Genomic DNA, 17,303 nt, shown 5'->3' with positions numbered 1-17,303 from the left:
TGCGACTGAATTGAAACATTTGGTCACGCGTCGACCTGGCTCCAGCAGGTCGTGGTGCCACCGGCTCAAGGGAACCTCCAAGTGATAAAAAAGATCCTGATCGCCAACCGTGGTGAGATTGCCGTACGCATCGTACGAGCCTGCGCCGAAATGGGCATTCGCTCGGTTGCGATTTTCTCCGACGCCGATCGCCATGCCTTGCATGTGAAGCGTGCGGACGAGGCCCACAGCGTCGGTGCCGAGCCACTGGCCGGTTACCTGAACCCGCGCAAGCTGGTGAACCTCGCCGTGGAAACCGGCTGCGATGCGCTGCACCCCGGCTACGGTTTCCTGTCGGAAAACGCCGAGCTGGCGGAAATCTGCGCTGAACGCGGTATCAAATTCATCGGCCCGTCGGCGGAAGTCATCCGGCGCATGGGCGACAAGACTGAAGCGCGGCGCAGCATGATCAAGGCCGGCGTACCGGTGACGCCCGGCACCGAGGGCAACGTCTCCGGCATCGAAGAAGCCTTGGTTGAGGGCGACCGCATCGGTTACCCGGTAATGCTCAAGGCCACCTCCGGTGGTGGCGGTCGCGGTATCCGTCGCTGCAACAGCCGCGAAGAACTCGAACAGAACTTCCCCCGGGTCATCTCCGAAGCCACCAAGGCGTTCGGTTCGGCGGAAGTGTTCCTGGAAAAATGCATCGTCAATCCCAAGCACATCGAAGCGCAGATCCTTGGCGACAGCTTCGGCAACGTCGTGCACCTGTTCGAACGTGACTGCTCGATCCAGCGCCGCAACCAGAAGCTCATCGAGATAGCGCCAAGCCCGCAGTTGACCCCGGAACAACGCGCCTACATCGGCGACCTGTCGGTCCGTGCGGCCAAGGCAGTGGGTTACGAGAATGCCGGCACCGTGGAGTTCCTGCTCGCCGAGGGCGAGGTGTACTTCATGGAGATGAACACGCGGGTGCAAGTGGAACACACCATCACCGAAGAAATCACCGGCATCGACATCGTCCGCGAACAGATTCGCATCGCCTCCGGCCTGCCGCTGTCGGTGAAGCAGGAAGACATTCAGCACCGAGGCTTTGCGTTGCAGTTCCGTATCAACGCTGAAGACCCGAAGAACAACTTCCTTCCAAGCTTCGGCAAGATCACCCGTTACTACGCCCCCGGCGGCCCGGGCGTGCGCACCGACACGGCGATTTACACCGGTTATACCATTCCACCGTTCTACGACTCGATGTGCCTGAAACTGGTGGTCTGGGCGCTGACCTGGGAAGAGGCGATGGACCGTGGCTTGCGTGCCCTTGATGACATGCGTTTGCAGGGCGTGAAGACCACCGCCGCCTACTACCAGGAAATCCTGCGCAACCCGGAATTCCGTAGCGGCCAGTTCAACACCAGCTTCGTTGAAAGCCACCCGGAACTGACCAACTACTCGATCAAGCGCAAACCCGAAGAGCTGGCCCTGGCCATCGCCGCCGCCATCGCCGCCCACGCAGGCCTGTGAGGAATACAAGAATGAGCAAGAAAATCTTCGTAACAGACACCATCCTGCGCGACGCTCACCAATCGCTGCTCGCCACCCGCATGCGCACCGAAGACATGCTGCCGATCTGCGACAAGCTCGACAAGGTCGGCTACTGGTCGCTGGAGTGCTGGGGCGGCGCGACGTTCGACGCCTGCGTGCGCTTTCTCAAGGAAGACCCGTGGGAGCGCCTGCGCCAACTGCGTGCGGCGCTGCCCAACACCCGTCTGCAAATGCTCCTGCGCGGGCAGAATCTGCTCGGCTATCGCCACTACAGCGATGACGTGGTCAGAGCTTTCGTCGCCAAGGCAGCGGTGAACGGCATCGACGTGTTCCGCATCTTCGATGCGATGAACGATGTGCGTAACCTGCGCGTGGCCATCGAAGCGGTGAAGGCGGCCGGCAAACATGCGCAAGGCACCATCGCCTATACCACCAGCCCGGTGCACACCATCGATGCTTTCGTCACCCAGGCCAAGCAAATGGAGTCCATGGGTTGCGACTCGGTGGCGATCAAGGACATGGCCGGTCTGCTGACTCCATACGCCACCGGTGAACTGGTGCGCGCGTTGAAAGCCGAGCAGTCGCTGCCGGTGTTCATCCACTCCCACGACACCGCCGGTCTGGCCGCCATGTGCCAGCTCAAGGCGATCGAAAACGGTGCCGACCACATCGACACCGCAATCTCCAGCTTCGCCTCGGGCACCAGCCACCCGGGCACCGAATCAATGGTCGCCGCGCTCAAGGGCACCGAGTACGACACCGGCCTGAATCTGGAACTGCTCCAGGAAATCGGCCTGTACTTCTATGCCGTGCGCAAGAAGTACCACCAGTTCGAAAGCGAATTCACCGCCGTCGACACCCGTGTGCAGGTCAACCAGGTGCCGGGCGGGATGATTTCCAACCTCGCCAACCAGTTGAAAGAGCAGGGCGCTCTGAACCGCATGAGCGAAGTGCTCGCAGAAATCCCGCGCGTGCGTGAAGACCTCGGCTTCCCGCCGCTGGTGACCCCAACCTCGCAAATCGTCGGCACCCAGGCGTTTTTCAACGTGCTGGCCGGCGAGCGCTACAAGACCATCACCAACGAAGTGAAGCTGTATCTGCAGGGCGGCTACGGCAAGGCGCCGGGCGTGGTCAATGAAAAACTGCGGCGTCAGGCGATCGGCAGCGAAGACGTCATCGACGTGCGCCCGGCCGATCTGCTCAAGCCGGAAATGACCAAGTTGCGTGCCGATATCGGCGCACTGGCCAAGTCCGAAGAAGACGTACTGACCTTCGCCATGTTCCCGGACATCGGCCGCAAGTTCCTCGAGGAGCGTGCCGCCGGCACCCTCACGCCGGAAGTGCTGTTGCCAATCCCGGAAGCGGGCGCGGTTGCCTCGGCGGGCGGCGAAGGCGTGCCGACCGAGTTCGTCATCGACGTCCACGGCGAAACCTATCGCGTCGATATCACCGGTGTCGGCGTCAAGGCTGAAGGCAAGCGCCACTTCTATCTGTCCATCGACGGCATGCCGGAAGAAGTGGTGTTCGAGCCGCTCAACGAATTCGTTGGCGGCGGCAGCAGCAAACGCAAACAGGCCTCGGCACCAGGCCATGTCAGCACCACCATGCCCGGCAACATCGTCGATGTGCTGGTCAAGGAGGGCGACACCGTCAAGGCTGGCCAGGCGGTACTGATCACCGAAGCGATGAAGATGGAAACCGAAGTCCAGGCCGCCATTGCCGGCAAGGTCACCGCGATTCATGTGGCCAAGGGCGACCGGGTCAACCCGGGCGAAATCCTCATCGAGATCGAAGGCTGAGATAACAGTCGCGATCCAACGCTTTAAACCTCGGGGGAGCATGTGCTCCCCTTTTTTTGCCTGTAATTTTCGACCTTGTCAGGTCATTGCCAGGGATCACATGTGGGAGCGAGCCTGCTCGCGAATGCGCCAGGTCAGCCAATAGCATCTTTGTATGATCCAGCGCTTTCGCGAGCAGGCTCGCTCCCACAGGAGGCGTGCTTAATGCATCAGAACGCCATGCGCCATTGACCCGCCACGCCATACGATCGGCTGTCATTACCCAGCTCACCCGTTAAGCCCACGCCCAGTGTGTGCGCCGCCGAAAGACCAAGGTCGAGCCCCGCATCCACCGCGAGGCTGTTCCGATCCAGTGCCGCCCCGGTCACTTCAAAGCGCTTGCCGCCCTTGCGCAGTTGCTGGCGGGTGTCGCTGTCGATCTCGCCGAAGGTATGTTTCCAGCCTGCGCTCAAGCGCGGGGTCAAATGCATGCCGTTATCCAGCGTATTGATCTGCGCAAGCCGCAGGCCAAAGGTGCTGCTGAAGTTGTCGCGAGTCTGCCCGAAGACTTTCAGCGCCGCGTCGCCGCCCTTTTCGTTGTAGCTGTCGCGTTGATAACGCTGATAGCCGAGGCTGGCGTAGGGCTCGAGGGTGACGCTATCCCGGCCCAGATTGAACCCGGCTTCGGCGAATGCCTGTTGAGTATGGGCGTCGTAGTTGACCTTGAGACGATCGCTGAAACCCTTGAACGCGACCCGCCGTGTGCTGCTGCCGTCATGGCTGGCGTAGGTCGCGCCGAGGCGCAGTGACAGCGGGCCATCCTGACGCATGGCGTAGGCGCCCAAGTGCCAGCTGTCGAGGTCGCCGTCGTACTGGCGGGCATCGAATTTCGTCTGCGATTTGCCGCCAATCAGGCCGACATGCCAGTGCTCGTCGAGTCGCCAGTCAGCGCCCACGACCAGCCCTTGCGTGGCATGTTGGAGGATGCCGTCAGCGTCGCGATCAACCTTGCCGCCCTGGCCCAACGCCTGAATCCACACCCGCCCGGAGTCTTCGCTGCCTGCGGCCTGACGCGGTGAACTGCGCGAGCCGTAGGTCAAGGCGGAATGATTGTCCAGCTGCCGCATTGCCGAAAGCATGCTCGCACTGACCGGGGTGATACTGCTCAGCGTGGCTTTGGCGAGGTTGGCATTGCTGCCTGCGGCAAGTTGATCGAGGGCGATGGGCGCGGTGGTTTTATCGCTGGTCAGCAGTGCGGCGACGGCCCTGTTGGTGCCGATATCGAAAGCTTGAGTGGAAGCCCCTCGATTATCCAAGCTCTGCGCAATCGAACGAGCACTGCGCGTTCGGGCCAGTTGTTCGAACCCTACATCGTTGCGCACGTAGTGCAGGTTCACCGCGTTTGGCTCATAGGAGAGCGTTGGTGTCATGTAGGCCAGATTGGTGGTGACCTCACCGAACTCGCCATCAATGACGTTTGCAGACAACAGCCGATACTCATTGGTGCGAGCGTAGTCGCCCGGTACGCCATAAATCTCGACACGCGCACCTCCCAGGCTCGCGGTGCCCTGAACATGCACGGGATCTGAGCCGCGGTCGGCAGATACGCCGTAAGAAAACACAGCGTCCTGATGGAGCGTCAGATTGCCTTTGATATTGGGAGAGCCGTGTTGCTGGCTGGCAAGCAGAGTTCCTGCGACATACAGTCCCGTCACATGTCCATAACCGCCAAAAACCGCTCCCGGGTCGACATCGACACCATTGATCGATGCGTAGTTGAGCAGCACGGCGTCGGCTTTGACGTCAGCATCACCCCCGAAAGCGTGACGCAGGGTCCACTGTCCACGTGCGATACGCATGGCTGAGAAATTGCGCGTCTCACCGATCTCGCCGCCTTCTACGGCATTGAACAGCAGCCCGTTCGCACCCTTGCCACCTTCCAGGCGACCGTCCCATCGGGCGCCCTTATTGATCACCAGCAGGTCATCTCCATCGCCCAGTTGCAGGGATACGCCGTCGATATTCTCGAGCGGGCTCGAGACAAAAGAGCGCTGCGTCGTGATCGCCAACATGTCGCGTTCAAACGGGTCGACGAGGTCGAATTCCTCATCGCCGGTTTCCTCCGCCACGAACTCTGGAAACTCCAGCCCTTCATAAAAGGCCGGACTGAAATCTTCGATCGCAACCGTCGCGCGTATGGCATCGACCGAAGGCGCTTCAGAGGCCTGCCCGGGCGACGGAGAAGTGTGCTCCAGCGGGCCGATGAATTCCTTGATCGCAAACAAGTCATCAGGATCCACTTTCGGTGTGGGTGTTTTCTTCTTTCGAGGCTTGGCGGTTTTGTCTTCGCTGATCTGCGCAGAAACCTGGACGTCAGGTAGCTGTTCGATGGACGCCTCGGCAGATCCGATCGTCAGCGCGATCGCCAGAGCGAGGTGATGGGGACGGTATTTGTGTAGGGCAGGCATCGAGTTCAACCTCCTTGTATGAAAGGCTCAACTCTATTGCTGCGTTGAAAAAAACGATGTCGGTCGGTTCCTGATGCTGTGCAGGCGACGTCGGATCGTTCTGTCGAAAATCCTCTCGGGATTTCGCAAACAAGGCTTTTGCGCGGTGGCGGCGGTTCGTTTTCCTACAGCCGATATCGGGTCACAGCGACATACGTCGGGGGACCATCCGCATTGTTTTGCGTCGATTGAAGCCCCAGCGGCTGCCGTCTGCATTTTGTTGCAGTTTAATTACCAAAGCTGTCATCACGCTGCATTAAATTGCGTCTTTCACAAAACGAATCTGCCGCGTCATGAGTAAACTCAAATCTGCACGGAACCTTACTGTCCTTGATCGCATGGCGCTTATCGACAGCATCAAGGAATCATTGGCCGAAGGCACTCTGGAAATCGGTGACGCCGTGCGCCGTTTACGGGTCGAAGTCACCGGTCTGCATCAGACTCAGTTCGCGAAGATGTGCAAGATTTCAGTGCGCACGCTGGTGCATATCGAACATGGCGAAGGCAATCAGACCCTGAAGTCGCTGAACGCGGTGTTCCGCCCGTTCGGCATGAAAATGGGCGTTGTGCGGATACGTCGGGACACCGTTTGAATACGCTTCAGCCACGCCGCACATACGCCTTGCCGTAATGCCGCTCCATCCGTGCCTGAATCAGCTCCAGCCCGATCGACATCAGCCAGTAGATGATCGCCGCCGTGGTGAGCATTTCGATGTAGCGATAGCTTGAGCGCCCGTAGGACTGGGCGAGAAACATGACTTCCCAGACACCCATCACCGAGATCAGCGACGAGTCCTTGAGCATCGAGATGAACTGGTTGGTAGTCGGCGGGATAATCGTGCGCATGGCCTGGGGCAGGGTGATGCGCCAGAAGATCACGCTTTCGCGCAGGCCCAGCGCCAGGGATGCTTCGCGTTGGCCGTGATCGACGCCGAGGATGCCGGCGCGGAAGATTTCGCTCAGGTAGGCGCCATAGTTCAGCGACAGGGCAATGATGCCGGCGACGATGGCGCCGGGGACGATGCCCAGTTGCGGCAGGCCGAGGTAGATCAGCAGGATCTGGATCAGCAGCGGCGTGCCGCGAAAGAACGAGGTGTAGAAACTGGCGATGCCGAACGCCACGGCGCTGTTCGACAGGCGCGCCAGCGCGGTGATGAAACCGAGCAGCGACGAGGCGATGATCGAGCAGGCGCACAGAAACAGCGTCAGCGCTGCGCCTTGCAGGAAGCCGTTCGGCGCCAGCTTCAGGCCAACGAGGTTGGGCAGCTTGTCGAGGATGATCGCGAACTTCAGGTCGAAGCTGAGGAAGAATCCGGCAAACAGGCAGAACAGCGCCGCCCACGTCAGGTACAGGCGCGTACGGAAACCAAAGAGCTTTTGCAGGCGTGTTTCAGCCACCGGTTGCGGTGGCTGTGGCGGGGTCGGAAAGGAAGTCATTGGCTGATATCGGCGCCGATCCATTTCTGCGACAGCTTGCTCAGGGTGCCGTCCTGTTTCAGTTGCGCGAACACCTCGCGTACCTTGGCGTCCCACTGCGGGTCACCCTTTTCGATGGCTACCGAATTGGGCTCCGAGTACAGCGGTTCGCCGGCCAATTTGAAGCGCTGGTCCTGGTTCAGGCGCGGCTGCGCGGTGACCAGATTGGTGAGGATCGCATCCAGGCGCACGCCGGCGCCCAGGCCCAGATCCTGGAAGGCGACGTTGTCGGTGTCGTACGGAGCGATCTGCACATCCTCGAACGGATATTGCAGCTGCGTATCCTCGGCGCCTTCGATGATCAGGTTCTTGTTCAAGTAACTTTCATAGCTCGAGGCGCTGGTCAGGCCGACCTTTTTGCCGCTCAGGTCCTTGGCGCTGTGGATGCGCTCGTCCTTGGCATTGACCACGATTACCGCTGGCGAGGCGTAGTACTCGACCGGGAAGTCGAACACTTCGGCGCGGGCCTTGCTCGGGGTCATCGAGCAGATGCAGATGTCGTAGCGCCCGCTCCAGCGGCCGGCGGCGATCACGTCCCAGGACGGCGTTTCGAGACGCAGTTTGACGCCAAGCTTGTCCGCCACAGCTTTGGCAACGTCGACATCGAAACCGTCGAGTTGATTCTGCTCATTGAGAAACGAGAAGGGCGGATAGCTTTCCATGAGCACGCCGACCAGCTCTTTTTTCTGTTCGACACGATCCAGCGTCGCGCCGCCGAAGGCTTGGGTGGAGGCCAGAATGGTCAGGCCCAGGGCCAATAGCGGTTGGAGTTTCACAGTCGCTTCCTGTTGAAAAAGAGGTTGTTATTAACCGAGTGGTGCGTATTAAATAGTTATAAGAACGACTCTGATAGTGAGTTATTTTCATAAGCATATGAGTGAAAAGCATATGGGCGCAGCGAACAGGGTCATTCTCGATGGCGGCATGGGCCGCGAGTTGCAACGCGCCGGCGCGCCGTTTCGCCAACCGGAGTGGTCGGCACTGGCGTTGAGTGAAGCGCCGCAGGCGGTCGAGGCGGTGCATGCCGCTTACATCAACAGCGGCGCGGACGTGATCACCAGCAACAGTTACGCGGTGGTGCCGTTTCACATTGGCGAAGCGCGCTTTGCGGCTGAAGGCCAGGCGCTTGCGGCACTGGCGGGGGAGTTGGCACGGCGGGCGGTGCAGGCATCCGGCAAGTCAGTGCGTGTTGCCGGTTCGTTGCCGCCGCTGTTTGGTTCGTATCGTCCGGATCTGTTCGAAGCGGATCGCGTGACCGAGCTGCTGACGCCGCTGGTCAATGGGTTGGCCCCGCATGTTGATCTGTGGCTGGCGGAAACCCAGAGTTCAATTATCGAGGCACGCGCCATTCACGCCGGGTTGCCGAAGGACGGCAAACCGTTCTGGCTGTCGTTCACCCTCAAGGATGAAGACACCGATGAAGTGCCACGCCTGCGCTCCGGTGAGCCGGTAGCCGAAGCGGCTGCGCTGGCGGCTGAACTCGGCGTCGAAACCCTGCTGTTCAACTGCAGTCAGCCCGAAGTGATTGGCGCGGCCATCGACGCGGCGCGCGCAACCTTTGAGCGTCTCGGCGTCACGATCAATATCGGCGCGTATGCCAACGCGTTTCCTCCGCAACCGAAAGAAGCCACGGCCAACGACGGGCTCGACCCGTTGCGTGACGATCTCGATCCGCCGGGGTATCTGCACTGGGCGCTGGACTGGCAACAGCGCGGCGCCAGTCATCTGGGTGGTTGCTGCGGGATCGGCCCGGAGCACATTGCGGTGCTGGCGCAAGAACTGCGTCGTTAAGAAAGACCCCGCCAATTGTGGGAGCGAGCCTGCTCGCGAAAGCGGTCAGTCAGTCAATATTTCAGTGACTGGCACAGCGCCTTCGCGAGCAGGCTCGCTCCCACAGGGGCTTTGTGATGATCAGCTACGGCACTCGGCCAAGCCTTTCACCTGGCCATCAGGCGTCTGGTTTTCATCGCTCAGCCAGCGCTCGAACCCAGCACCGATCGCCGGCCATTCCGCATCCAGAATCGAATACCACGCGGTGTCGCGGTTCTGCCCCTTGACCACCATGTGCTGGCGAAACACGCCTTCGAAACTGAAGCCCAGACGCTCGGCCGCGTATTTGGAGCGGGCGTTGCCGTTGTTGCACTTCCACTCCAGGCGCCGGTAACCCAGCTCGAACGAATACTTGGCCAGCAGGTACACCGCCTCGGTGCTTTTCGGCGAGCGTTGCATTGGCGCACCGAAAGTGACGTGGCCGATTTCGATGCGGCCCTGCGCCGGGACGATCGACATCAGGCTGAGGATGCCTTGCACCTGACCAGTCGCGCGGTCGATGACGCTGAAGAAATATGGGTCGCTGTTGGCCGCATGATTGTTCAGCCAGTCGTTGAACGCGCTGCGCTCGCGAAACGGACCGTAAGGCAAGTAATCCCAGAGCTTCGGATCGGCACCCGGCCCTTGGAGGGCGGCGTAAAGCTGCTCGGCATGGCGCGCCGGGTCGAGTTTTTCCAGGCGGATGAAACGGCCTTCGAGGAGGGTGGTGGAAGGGGCGGGGACGCCTTTCCAGTCAGCGAGTGAAGCGGTCATGTGCGCGTCTCCTTACAGTGCCTTGCGAAATTGGATGAAGCCCGGGCGTTCAGCGATGCGCTCGTAGAGCTGGATCGCGGTGGCGTTGGTTTCATGGGTCAGCCAGTGGACTTTGCAGCAACCATCGGCTTTGGCGGTAGCGTAGACATGCTCAATCAACAGCCGACCGACACCGGTGCCACGGGACTCGGGCACCACCAGTAGATCCTGCAGATAACAGGAGTTTTCGATGCTCCAGTTCGAGCGGTGATAGATGTAATGCACCATGCCCAATGCTTTGCCATCGGCCCAGGCGAGGGCGGCGTGGGTCGGTTCGTTCGGGTCGAGAAAACGCTGCCAGGTGCTTTGGGTGACAGCGTCCGGCAGTTCCGTGTTGTAGAAGCGCAGGTACGCCTGCCACAGCGGCAGCCAAGCGGCGTGGTCGTTGGCGCTGACCGGGCGAATATCGATCTGAGTCATGCGGATTTCCTTAGCGCATCAAGCGGGCGAGGGTTTGATCATTGGCGTCGGGGCTGGCGGCGAGACCTTCGCGCACCCCGGCAATATCTTCGGCGCTGCGGTTCTGGCTGAGCTTGCGTTTGCCCTCGAGGCGGTCGATGGGAATGGCAAAACCGACGATGGCCTTGAGCATGGCGTCGATGTATTCGGCTGGCGCATCGTCCACCGACCATGGCTGGGCGCGGCCCGCTTCGTGACGGTCAGTGAGGGTGCTGACGATGTCGAGCAAGCGGCCGCCATCACTGAAGGTCTCGGCCTGACCGTAGGCGTGCACGGCGATGTAGTTCCAGGTCGGCACGACCTTGCCGTGCTCGGCCTTGCTCGGATAGAAGCCCGGGCTGACGTAGGCGTCCGGGCCGGCAAAGATCAGCATCGCCTCGGCGCCGTCCCGCAGGTCCTTCCACTGCGGATTGGCCTTGGCCAGATGGCCGTAGAGCGTGCCGTATTCACCCTGCTCGCGATGCAGCAGCACCGGCACGTGGCTGGCTTGCAGGCCGCTTTCGCCGTGACTGACCAGAATGGCCAGGCGCGTGGCGAGGATCAGTTCGTGCAATTGGGACAAGTCTTCGATGGCAAAGGCGCGTGGCGTGTACATGGACAGATTTTCCTTGGCGAATGCCTGCATCCTAGGCAGGCTATTGGTCCGTTGTAAGAGCCATTGCCGAGTCATTTCATAGGTCCATTCGCCATGCCTGATTTGCCACCCTTGTCGATGCCTTTCAATCCGGCCGGTATCGAGCTTGATCGCCGCCAAGGTCTGAGTCGCCAGCTCTATCAGTCTTTGCGCCTGCGGGTGCTGGATGGGCGTCTGGCCAGTGGCACGCGATTGCCGGCCAGCCGAGATCTGGCCTCGGCGCTGGGCATTTCCCGCAACAGCGTGGTGCGCGCTTACGATCAGTTGTATGCCGAGGGCTTTATCGAAGGGCGCGTGGGCGACGGTACTTACGTGGCGCAATTGGCTCACGCATCCACGCCTGAGAAAAAACTATCCACAAATTCATCCACAGGCTTGTCAACAGGCTTACCCACAGCCTTATCCACAAACTGGCTGGATTTACCTGTGAATCCATCCAGCAAAGTTATCCACAGTGACGGATTTTCCCGCATTGAAAAGCATCATTTGCCGCGACCACCGAGCGGTCCGCCGCGGGCTTTTCGGGTGGGTGTGCCGGCATTCGATCTGTTTCCGTTCGAGGTCTGGGCCAAGCTCAACGCGGCTTTCTGGCGTAAACCGGATCTACAGCAGCTGTGTTACGGCGACCCGGCCGGGGACGCGCGGCTGCGCGGCATGATTGCTGCGTATTTGCGCAGTTCGCGCGGCATGCAGTGCACGGCTGAGCAAATTGTGATCACCAGTGGCGCGCAGCAGGGCATCAGCCTTTGTGCACAGCTGCTGGTCGAGCCTGGGGACGGCGTGGCGATCGAGAATCCGGGCTATCGCGCCGCCGGACATGCCTTCGCTGTAGCGGGGGCGAAATTGCATGGGGTGGCGGTGGACAGCGACGGCATCGATTGCAGCGCCATGGCTCAGCTCAGCGATTGTCGGGTTGCTTACGTCACGCCGTCCCATCAGTACCCGACCGGCGTGGTGATGACCCTGGCCCGGCGTCTGGAGTTGCTCGCCTGGGCCGAGCGTGTCGGCGGCTGGATCGTCGAGGATGATTACGATGGCGAGTACCGCTACACCGGCGCACCGCTGGCGCCGTTAGCGGCACTTGATCGTCAGGGGCGTGTGCTCTACGTCGGCACGTTTGGCAAAGTCGCTTTTCCGGCGTTGCGCCTGGGTTATCTGGTGCTGCCGCCCGCGCTGGTCGACGCGTTCGCGCAACGCCGCGCCGTCGATGTGCGGCATTCGGAAGTCAGCACGCAAGCGGTGATGGCCGAATTCATGGCCGCCGGGCATTTCCAGCGGCATATCCGCCGCATGCGTCGGGCGGCACTGAGTCGGCGCAATTGCCTGCTCGAAGGCTGGCCGACTGTGATCGCCGGTGTCGGCCGGCTGCCTGCCGTGTCTGCCGGGTTGCACCTGACCGTGCCGGTCGACAGCATCGAGCGCGAGCAACAACTGATCGCGCAAGCCGCTGATGTCGATGTCGAGATCAACGGCTTGAGCAGTTACTGGCTACCGGATTCGTCCACGGCCATGGATCAGCGCGCGGGACTGGTGCTGGGTTTTGCCGCCGTGCCGGAGCCTGCGATCAGAACGGCGCTGACGCGGTTGCGACAGGCGTGGCGGGAGTGAAGAACAGTGCCTCGGCCGAGCGACTGGAAATCTCGCTGCGATGGATCTGGATCAGCGCCTGATTATCCAGAAGACCCGGCGCGTAAGCGCCACCCATTCGTTGTTGAGCGACTGTTTTCATGTGTCCGCGCACGAAGGCTCCAAGGGCGGCGCCGACGCTGCTGTAGTGGAAGTGCGCGTAGCAAAGGACCTTGGCGGTGTGAGCATCACGAACCTCATATTCGTCGAGAAAGTCATGCTCATGGCGGCGCAGACGACGTCGGGTCAGGATTTTGGAGATCTTCACTTCCCCCTTGTCCTTGAGCCACTGGACCCCGGCCGCCGTCGGCGGTTGCTGCTTGACCAGCCGGATACGCGTGCTGGTGCCTTTTTCCTCCAGCGTCTTTGCCGCTTTGTCGAGCGCGTGGTTGAGCGTTTCAGAGGGTTCACGCAGGCTGGCGGTGAGGTTGCTGGCGGTCAGCGCCTCATCGATCGCGGCATTGGCTTTGCGCAGCAGCGCGGCCTGGTTGTGATATTCCTCTTCGACCTCCACGGGAATCCGCGAGCCACGTTTGAGGCGCGCCTCGATGCGCCGGTGAAATGCGGCCAGACCGTCAATCAGCGCCTGACCTTCGGTTACGGCGTTACTCAGGCTGACCGCGACTGTCGGCGGTGTCGCTGGCGCCGTGCGTTGCTCCACCCAGAGACCGGGGGTTTGCTCTTCGAACGTAGCGATGACGCCTGTCAGGCTGGAGCGTACTTCGATCAGATCGGTGTCATGTCCGTCGAGACTCTTTTTTCGTTCGCCAACCAGCGTCCCCCTTGATCGGGTCTGAATGATCCGTCGATTCGAGGATGACGCCGAGGGTCGCGACGAGCCGGCCTGCGGCACCAGCAGATGCCGGTAGCGCAGCAGCTCGGCCAGTTTGCTGTCAGCGCTGGCCTTGAACGCGAGCACGCGCGTCTGCACTCGCTTGAGTCGGTCCAGGTAAATGTGTTCAGGGTACTCGATGAGCAGATCATCGAAGCGCCGGTCGACGGCGGAGAACTGTTCGCTGACGTTACTCAGGGCGTCGATGCGATCTCGCAGATTGCTCAGGCTTTCATCAGCGCTCAGGTCAAGCGAACTCTGGATATTGAGCGCGGCATCGGCGATCACGTTGGCCAGTGCATGATAGGCGTCCGTGTGGAGCTGGGTGTCGCCGGGCTTGATGCAGACTTCCTGACCCAGACTGATCTGCAATTGCTTGAGCTCGGTCACCGAGTAATCCGGCCAGGCGTCCTTATAGTCGCGCATTGCCTCGACGGCTTCTTTTCCCAACAGGGTCATGTCATTGAAGCAGCTCTGTGCCGCCTCCATTTTTTCGATGATGCCTTCGGTGATATCAGACATTTCCAGGTAAGGCCGAACAGATGCATCTGATCCTGATCCGGTGTCGACGCCGGCCATGGTCTGCATCGCCAGGACGCGCCGCTGAAAATCCGTTGAATGCTGCTCAAGCCACTCATGCCCAATGAGCAGCTGCATCTGCAGGCGCTCGCTCATCACGGTGCGATAGTTGGGAATGGGCTCCTTGAGATTGAGCTCCTTGATCAACTGGATGTTGGCTGCGTATTCCTTGTGTTGCGCTTCCAGGGTGTCGATATAACGCCTGCGAGCCTCTACCTGATCTTGTGAGGACGCTTCGCGCAGAGCGGTGCGATCCGCTTCGAGACGGGTTTGCCTGGTCGGCAGGATTTTTTCGAACACGATGTTTTTGTCGTATAAAGCTTTCGCATCTTTCTCCCGGCTTCCTCGCGCTACCCGGCGAACGCTCTCCAGGCCACCAGCACGCAGGCGCAGACGCAGATCTATGACCCATTCACCGCCGGCGGTACGCGCCAGTGTCGGGCCGGCACGTTGTGGTTGCCGGCCTGAATCGATGATCTGTACCTGACCCTGCTCATTGCGCGTGACTTCGAACCACCGCTCGCCAACCTGTGCGAACCATTTTTTCTGGAGTTCATACAGGCCTCGATGCGCACCTTCGCGGGCGGCTGCGCCCAGGCCTTTGGGTTTGTCGACCTTGAACGCGTCGAGAAGCGCGGCAAGCGCTGCCGGGGAACGTTTCAGTGCGGTGACGATGTCGATGGACGTGGTGTGGGCGCTGGGCAACTCGCCGCTGGCCAGGTCTGGCAGGCGCAACGCTTTGACAACCTTGCCGACGGGATTCACCGTGGTCGTTGGTTCCTCTATCGCAGCGATGGATTTCAATTCCGGTGCGGCGCTGACCGCCGCACGGTGCGCCAGGACCATGCCCAACGCGAGAAGGATGTCGGCAATCGCGGTCCAGGCGATCTTGCCGGACGATTCATTGGCCACGTCGGTGACTTCCTGCAAGTCGTCCATGATCTGCCAGATCCACGCTGCCGCGCCGACGCTGCGGCCCAGGAATGGCAGGGCGGCGTTGAGCATCAACCAGCCACCCTGTTTGAGCGTTGCCCAGCGAGCCTCGGCATCGGAGACCGATTGCCGGTCGGCCTGCGTAATGAGGGCCTGTACGTTGTTTTCATGCAACGTCGCCGGTACATCGCGGGCTATCACCTCAGTGCCCAGCTCGACGGGGCCGGACATATCGAGCGCGGTGGTGGGATTGACTAGTAATTGCGGGATCGTCCACACCGACGGCAGCCTCGCGGTAAAGACGAACTGGCTGTAATTGAAGCGTACGTCGTCCGGCAGCCAGGCCAATACCGAGTCGCGCAAATGCCGCGAGTGCTGGATCGCATAGAGCAGATTGGCGTGCCCCGGATATTGCAGCAGTGCCATGTCGAACAACGGGCGATAGAGCACGCATGGCCCTTTGTTCGCTTCGCGCGGACCGATGACGTACATGTTGGCGACGCGGTCAGCGGTCGAGCTGCTGCGACGAGCAATGAACGCCAACGGCCGAATGACGATTTCCTCGCCGTCGACATGGCGTTCCGCATCCGTCGTGGCCAGTGCTGCCACTACGTATCGATAACCCGTTTCATCAATGCCGGCCTTGTGCTGAATCTTGTGTTGCAACGCCAGCAGCGGCAGCTCGATGCGCAGCTGGCTGGTGTACAGCGTTTGCAGCGCCGATGCTTGTTCTGCGTCGTCGATCAGCAGCGCCTTCAAGTGCGCCGGGTAGGTCTTGCCAATGTCGACAGTGCTGACCAGCTTTTCCAGGCAGGCCACCGTCATCCAGTCGGGCAAGGCGCCGCCGCTCTTGTAGCGCACGGTCTTGTTGCCCAGTGGCAGTCCTGCGAGGTTTTGCAAGGCCAGTTCCAGCAGGGTCAGGGTTTGCGTCTGAGTGTGACCCGGCAACACGAACGTGCCCCAGACCACCAGGCTGGTGATGGTGATTTCAATGTCATCGATCTTGATGTCTTTCGCGCCTGGCTGTTCCTTGAGCAGCTGCTGCTTGAGGGCGTTACGGGTGAAGGTCTGCAGGCTGACGACCTCATCCTGAAAGGACTTGCCGTGGTTTTCGTGATGCACCGTTGTCAGGTTCAGCAGGTGTCGGCTGTAGCGGGTCTGGTCCATGGGCAAAGCGTCGTTCAGCCAGTCCGGCAGCATCGGACGCAGACGTTCGAAGTGTGGTTCCAGGCGCGCTGGCGGTTGCGCGGGTTTGCCGGCCGTGCCGGTATGCGGATAGAACCGGTTGAGCGGCGAATCCTGGAAAAAACTGATCTCGCCCAGAGCGTCGGCCTCCAGTGAAATCAGGGCGCAGGCCTGATGGTCGAAGAAATTGCCCTGCGGTTCGACCAGTCGCCATTTGAGGTCTTCGCCCGCTGTAGTTGAACCGAAACGTTGCAGCAGATCTGCGCCGAGCTCTTGCAGCGAGTCGAAGTGCTGAAAACCCTGGGTCACGGCGTAGGTGAGGATCAGCGTGCGCTGTGCAACCGTGCCGATCAGGACCGCTGTGTCGAGCAGGGCACAGTGCTCCCGCTGATCGCCGTCTCCCCGGTCAAGATCAATCAGGCATGCTCGGACCGCATATGGGGCGGGCGCCAGCCGCTGTTGCGGATCGGGTTCGGTGTACACCGCCAGAGCCATGGCGATCTGATCGGCGTCCCAGCCAAGGCTTGAATCCGGCTGCCACAAGTTGCGCAACGCTTGCGACAGCTGTTGCCAGCGCGGCTGCCCGGGATAGGTGAACTCGTCCCAGTAATCAACGTGCTGTTCCTTGTAAGCAATGAACAGTAGCGGTGCCAGTTCATTGAGCAGCAACCCGATGGCATCGATCCGCACCGGCAGTTTCACGGCTGCCGGCCAACCGGGTTGCTGGGTCAGATAATCTTCACCATCAAGGTACGTCACGGTCGTGCCGGACAGACCCAGACGCACCAGTGCATCGGTCAGCGATTCGACCTTCGGGCGACCGGAGACGACTTCCTCGCCCTCGATGATCCACGCAGGCTGCACGACCATGGTCAGGCGCGGGTCAATGTCCAGGTTCGGATACAGGGTTCTGAGGGACTGGCGCAGCGTTTTCGTAGCGACTTCGCGAAGCGAAGGGCCGGTGACCAGTTGGGTGACGATATCGACGGCACTGGCTTTAGGGATTTCGGGCATGGCGATTCCTGCTCTGTCGGCGCGCCGGAAGGGCGACGGATCAGCGCAAGGTAAAAGGCGCGCCGCTTGGGCGTGCGGTACATAGATCTGTCAGGCAAAAAAAGACCCGCATGTGCGGGTCTCCGTGCAAGGGGCGGGTG

General features: G+C 60.9%; 12 protein-coding genes. 5 read left to right on the top strand and 7 right to left on the bottom strand.

Annotated features, from left to right (window positions below; all coding sequences use genetic code 11):
• Positions 1 to 81 precede the first annotated feature (81 nt).
• Both OC605_RS07790 and oadA read left to right on the top strand, forming a co-directional pair.
• Positions 82 to 1,497: an acetyl-CoA carboxylase biotin carboxylase subunit gene (locus OC605_RS07790; RefSeq protein ID WP_024014853.1), complete on the top strand. Its 1,416-nt coding sequence runs from the start codon at positions 82 to 84 to the stop codon at positions 1,495 to 1,497.
• An 11-nt stretch (positions 1,498 to 1,508) separates the two neighbouring features.
• A complete protein-coding gene (gene oadA, locus OC605_RS07785; RefSeq protein ID WP_186568768.1) occupies positions 1,509 to 3,317 on the top strand; it encodes a sodium-extruding oxaloacetate decarboxylase subunit alpha in 1,809 nt (602 codons plus the stop codon).
• A 209-nt stretch (positions 3,318 to 3,526) separates the two neighbouring features.
• Here oadA and OC605_RS07780 read toward each other — a convergent pair whose 3' ends face one another.
• A complete protein-coding gene (locus OC605_RS07780; protein ID WP_262136628.1) occupies positions 3,527 to 5,764 on the bottom strand; it encodes an autotransporter domain-containing protein in 2,238 nt (745 codons plus the stop codon).
• Positions 5,765 to 6,096: 332 nt separating this feature from the next.
• Here OC605_RS07780 and OC605_RS07775 point away from each other — a divergent pair, with 332 nt between their 5' ends.
• Entirely contained in the window at positions 6,097 to 6,396 is a 300-nt protein-coding gene (locus OC605_RS07775) for a helix-turn-helix domain-containing protein (RefSeq protein WP_262136627.1), read from the top strand.
• Between the two features lie 7 nt (positions 6,397 to 6,403).
• On the opposite strand, the gene OC605_RS07770 is transcribed toward OC605_RS07775, so the two are convergent.
• Together OC605_RS07770 and OC605_RS07765 are read right to left on the bottom strand one after the other, a co-directional pair.
• Positions 6,404 to 7,240, bottom strand: a complete 837-nt coding sequence (locus OC605_RS07770; RefSeq protein WP_016772457.1) for an amino acid ABC transporter permease — start codon at positions 7,238 to 7,240, stop codon at positions 6,404 to 6,406.
• The gene (locus OC605_RS07765; protein ID WP_262136626.1) at positions 7,237 to 8,055 is read right to left on the bottom strand and encodes an ABC transporter substrate-binding protein; all 819 of its coding nucleotides are present in this window, start codon (positions 8,053 to 8,055) and stop codon (positions 7,237 to 7,239) included. Before OC605_RS07765 ends, OC605_RS07770 begins: the two co-directional genes overlap by 4 nt.
• A gap of 112 nt (positions 8,056 to 8,167) precedes the next feature.
• On the opposite strand from OC605_RS07765, the gene OC605_RS07760 reads away from it, so the two are divergent.
• Positions 8,168 to 9,070, top strand: a complete 903-nt coding sequence (locus OC605_RS07760) for a homocysteine S-methyltransferase family protein (protein WP_073470869.1) — start codon at positions 8,168 to 8,170, stop codon at positions 9,068 to 9,070.
• A gap of 120 nt (positions 9,071 to 9,190) precedes the next feature.
• On the opposite strand, the gene OC605_RS07755 is transcribed toward OC605_RS07760, so the two are convergent.
• The 3 genes from OC605_RS07755 to OC605_RS07745 are packed head-to-tail and all read right to left on the bottom strand — an operon-like array spanning position 9,191 to position 10,955.
• Positions 9,191 to 9,862 (bottom strand): GNAT family N-acetyltransferase, encoded by a 672-nt coding sequence (locus OC605_RS07755; RefSeq protein ID WP_186568772.1) that lies wholly within the window; start codon positions 9,860 to 9,862, stop codon positions 9,191 to 9,193.
• A 12-nt stretch (positions 9,863 to 9,874) separates the two neighbouring features.
• A complete protein-coding gene (locus OC605_RS07750; protein WP_137214449.1) occupies positions 9,875 to 10,321 on the bottom strand; it encodes a GNAT family N-acetyltransferase in 447 nt (148 codons plus the stop codon).
• Positions 10,322 to 10,331: 10 nt separating this feature from the next.
• Positions 10,332 to 10,955, bottom strand: a complete 624-nt coding sequence (locus OC605_RS07745; protein WP_186568773.1) for an FMN-binding negative transcriptional regulator — start codon at positions 10,953 to 10,955, stop codon at positions 10,332 to 10,334.
• Positions 10,956 to 11,048: 93 nt separating this feature from the next.
• On the opposite strand from OC605_RS07745, the gene OC605_RS07740 reads away from it, so the two are divergent.
• Positions 11,049 to 12,602, top strand: coding sequence for a PLP-dependent aminotransferase family protein (locus OC605_RS07740; RefSeq protein WP_262136625.1), 1,554 nt, complete (start codon positions 11,049 to 11,051; stop codon positions 12,600 to 12,602).
• On the opposite strand, the gene OC605_RS07735 is transcribed toward OC605_RS07740, so the two are convergent.
• On the bottom strand, positions 12,559 to 17,163 hold the full coding sequence (locus OC605_RS07735) for a dermonecrotic toxin domain-containing protein (RefSeq protein ID WP_262136624.1): 4,605 nt from the start codon (positions 17,161 to 17,163) through the stop codon (positions 12,559 to 12,561). The genes OC605_RS07740 and OC605_RS07735 overlap by 44 nt on opposite strands.
• Positions 17,164 to 17,303: the final 140 nt, after the last annotated feature.

This window comes from Pseudomonas sp. Marseille-Q5117, from assembly GCF_946901175.1.
In the GTDB taxonomy this organism is placed as follows: Bacteria; Pseudomonadota; Gammaproteobacteria; order Pseudomonadales; family Pseudomonadaceae; genus Aquipseudomonas; species Aquipseudomonas iranensis.
The sequence above is the reverse complement of the archived record's forward strand: the minus strand, read 5'-3'. Positions and strand labels throughout refer to the sequence as shown.

Excerpts from the sequence above, each read along its gene's own strand:
- oadA (WP_186568768.1), top strand. The coding sequence starts at position 1,509 with ATGAGCAAGAAAATCTTCGTAACAGACACCATCCTGCGCGACGCTCAC.
- OC605_RS07780 (WP_262136628.1), bottom strand. The coding sequence starts at position 5,764 with ATGCCTGCCCTACACAAATACCGTCCCCATCACCTCGCTCTGGCGATC.
- OC605_RS07775 (WP_262136627.1), top strand. The coding sequence starts at position 6,097 with ATGAGTAAACTCAAATCTGCACGGAACCTTACTGTCCTTGATCGCATG.
- OC605_RS07770 (WP_016772457.1), bottom strand. The coding sequence starts at position 7,240 with ATGACTTCCTTTCCGACCCCGCCACAGCCACCGCAACCGGTGGCTGAA.
- OC605_RS07760 (WP_073470869.1), top strand. The coding sequence starts at position 8,168 with ATGGGCGCAGCGAACAGGGTCATTCTCGATGGCGGCATGGGCCGCGAG.
- OC605_RS07755 (WP_186568772.1), bottom strand. The coding sequence starts at position 9,862 with ATGACCGCTTCACTCGCTGACTGGAAAGGCGTCCCCGCCCCTTCCACC.
- OC605_RS07750 (WP_137214449.1), bottom strand. The coding sequence starts at position 10,321 with ATGACTCAGATCGATATTCGCCCGGTCAGCGCCAACGACCACGCCGCT.
- OC605_RS07745 (WP_186568773.1), bottom strand. The coding sequence starts at position 10,955 with ATGTACACGCCACGCGCCTTTGCCATCGAAGACTTGTCCCAATTGCAC.
- OC605_RS07740 (WP_262136625.1), top strand. The coding sequence starts at position 11,049 with ATGCCTGATTTGCCACCCTTGTCGATGCCTTTCAATCCGGCCGGTATC.
- OC605_RS07735 (WP_262136624.1), bottom strand. The coding sequence starts at position 17,163 with ATGCCCGAAATCCCTAAAGCCAGTGCCGTCGATATCGTCACCCAACTG.